Source organism: Halanaerobium sp., from assembly GCF_003070835.1.
In genome coordinates this window covers 1-2,087 of sequence record NZ_QBLR01000442.1, presented here as the reverse complement: position 1 = coordinate 2,087, position 2,087 = coordinate 1, and the positions used below count along the sequence as shown (strand labels likewise).

Annotated in this window: 3 protein-coding genes; all 3 read right to left on the bottom strand. The window is 30.6% G+C overall.

The annotated features are described in order from the left end of the window. Positions 1–260: 260 nt before the first annotated feature. Positions 261–785: a DUF6431 domain-containing protein gene (locus CI949_RS20200; protein ID WP_133506135.1), complete on the bottom strand. Its 525-nt coding sequence runs from the start codon at positions 783–785 to the stop codon at positions 261–263. Positions 786–890: 105 nt separating this feature from the next. Next, on the bottom strand, positions 891–1,064 hold the full coding sequence (locus tag CI949_RS20195) for a hypothetical protein (protein WP_166635248.1): 174 nt from the start codon (positions 1,062–1,064) through the stop codon (positions 891–893). Positions 1,065–1,186: 122 nt separating this feature from the next. Continuing rightward, positions 1,187–1,837 carry a phosphate propanoyltransferase gene (locus CI949_RS20190; RefSeq protein WP_133506133.1) on the bottom strand — a complete coding sequence of 217 codons (651 nt, stop codon included), beginning with the start codon at positions 1,835–1,837 and terminating at the stop codon, positions 1,187–1,189. Positions 1,838–2,087: the final 250 nt, after the last annotated feature.

Sequence of the window (2,087 nt, the reverse complement as noted above, 5' to 3'; positions counted from 1 at the left end):
ACCTTTGCCAGATACTCGTTCTGTTTTTTCACCTGTCTATTCAGGATAGGTGAAATGAGGGAAAAGCGAAATAGAGCTATCTGTTCTCTGTCATTATCAGTCATCAAAATCAGCTCCTTTAAGCTTTAATTTTAGCATTTAAGAGCAAAAATGTTCTTAAACTGCTGATAATAACATTTTAATCAGAAAAATAGCTCTTTTCCAGTGAAAGCTTTTGTGTTTAAAAAAATAGTTCCAAAACTTTAATCTTTATGGTACAATTAAAGTGCCATAAAACATTGATTAAAGTGATCCTGATATTCTTTTGCGAGTATCTGAGCGTTCGAGCTCCAAATCATTTTAATTAGTTTTATGGCTTTTTTTATTCTTGATAATTTAAAGGGGATCAGGGAGTGGTATTTGTCTCTGAAAAAAGCAATCAAACCAGGTATATTTTGGGTAAATCTATGTAGATAAAAATATACCGCCTGTTTGTAGAGGAATAGTTTTTTCTGGAGTAGATATTCTTTGATACAGCAGATAATATAATTTAGAGATCTCTGAAATTTAGGGAAGAGAAAGGCTGGAAGTATGGAAACAGTTTTCTGACAGTGCTGGCATTTGTATCTTCTAATCGGTATCCAGAAACATTTACCATCGATGGTGATAACATAGCGGTGGTAAAATCCATGTTTATGAAGTTTATCATGGCAGTGAGGACATTCTTCAGGGTGAGGAAAATTATTATTCTGGCCAAGCTCAGAATATTTTTTTACAGGTATTTTAAAGTCATGAATGATTTGCATCTGATCACATCCTAAATATTCTGACAATATTTTATCAGATTATTTAAGGAAAAGGAAGTGCTGGTTTCAATTTATTTTGATTAATAATTATTGTTTTTTAATGGATTAATTTGATAGATAACAGTTACCACATTCCATTGATTTTTCTACCTGGTCAATTACATGATTTAACATATCAGCAGGCACTCTACCTGGAAGATGTTCTATCTTAAACTCTTCCCAGTGATCATTCAATATTGTTTTAACTTTAATGTGTTTTCTTCTTTGTTTTGGGCTCATAATATTTTTATCCTTCTACAAAGTTATCAACATTCCTGCAAAAGCATAGTTTCCTATATAATAAAATATCTCCTATAATTCAGCTGCTGCTGGATTATAGGAGATAAATAGAATTAAGTATATTATTTTATTATTTTAGCTTTATCACCAGCAGAAAACAAACAAGCATTTGCTTCATCATAGTCAATGTGCATATTTAAGCTGTAATCTTTATTAACCCTAACTAACACATCTTTAAAAACAACTGGTCGTTCAGTTAACGCTTCAACAGAAACTATTTGTCTATCCTCTACGCCCAAATCAACTGCATCTTTTGGAGTCATGTGTATGTGTCTTTTAGCAATAATAACTCCTTCTTCTAATTTAATTACATTTTCAGCAGAAGCTATAAAAACCGAAGCACTATCTTTAATATCCCCTGAAAATCTTAATGGAGCATCAATTCCTAACTGAATTGAATCTGTTTTAGAAAGCTCTACCTGAGAATGCGACCTTGCTGGCCCCAAAACTGCTGCCTTTTCAATTATTCCTTTTTTTCCAATTAATTTTACTTTTTCTTCCGCAAGAAATTGACCTGGTTGAGATAACTCCCTTTTTGGGGTTAGTCTATATCCTTTACCAAAAAGCTGATCAACATGATCCTGACATAAATGAACATGTCTACCTGATGCTTCTAGTGGAATGGGTTTATCATCAGAAATTGATTTATCCTTTCTTATTAAGGTTTCTCTGATAATTTCTTCAATTTGTTTTTTTAATTCTTTTTCTGCCATTATTAGTCACCTTCCTCAATAAATTAAATTCAGAACATTATTGAGCAGCTTTTACCACCCATTTTTTAATCTTATTATATTGAAATTTATAGTTTTCTTTTTCAATCAAAATAATTAAATCATCAATATTTCCTATTGTTTTATTATTATAAAGAATTTTTTTTGATATTCTAGTAATGTATAATAAGTTGTGTAAATAAAATTATGATAATTTTTTTAAATAAAAAGAGGAATCCTTCTTTGAGTGGTT

Bases quoted from the DNA above. Each gene is read 5' to 3' on its own strand.
- CI949_RS20200 (WP_133506135.1), bottom strand. From the start codon at position 785: ATGCAAATCATTCATGACTTTAAAATACCTGTAAAAAAATATTCTGAG.
- CI949_RS20190 (WP_133506133.1), bottom strand. From the start codon at position 1,837: ATGGCAGAAAAAGAATTAAAAAAACAAATTGAAGAAATTATCAGAGAA.
- CI949_RS20195 (WP_166635248.1), bottom strand. From the start codon at position 1,064: ATGAGCCCAAAACAAAGAAGAAAACACATTAAAGTTAAAACAATATTG.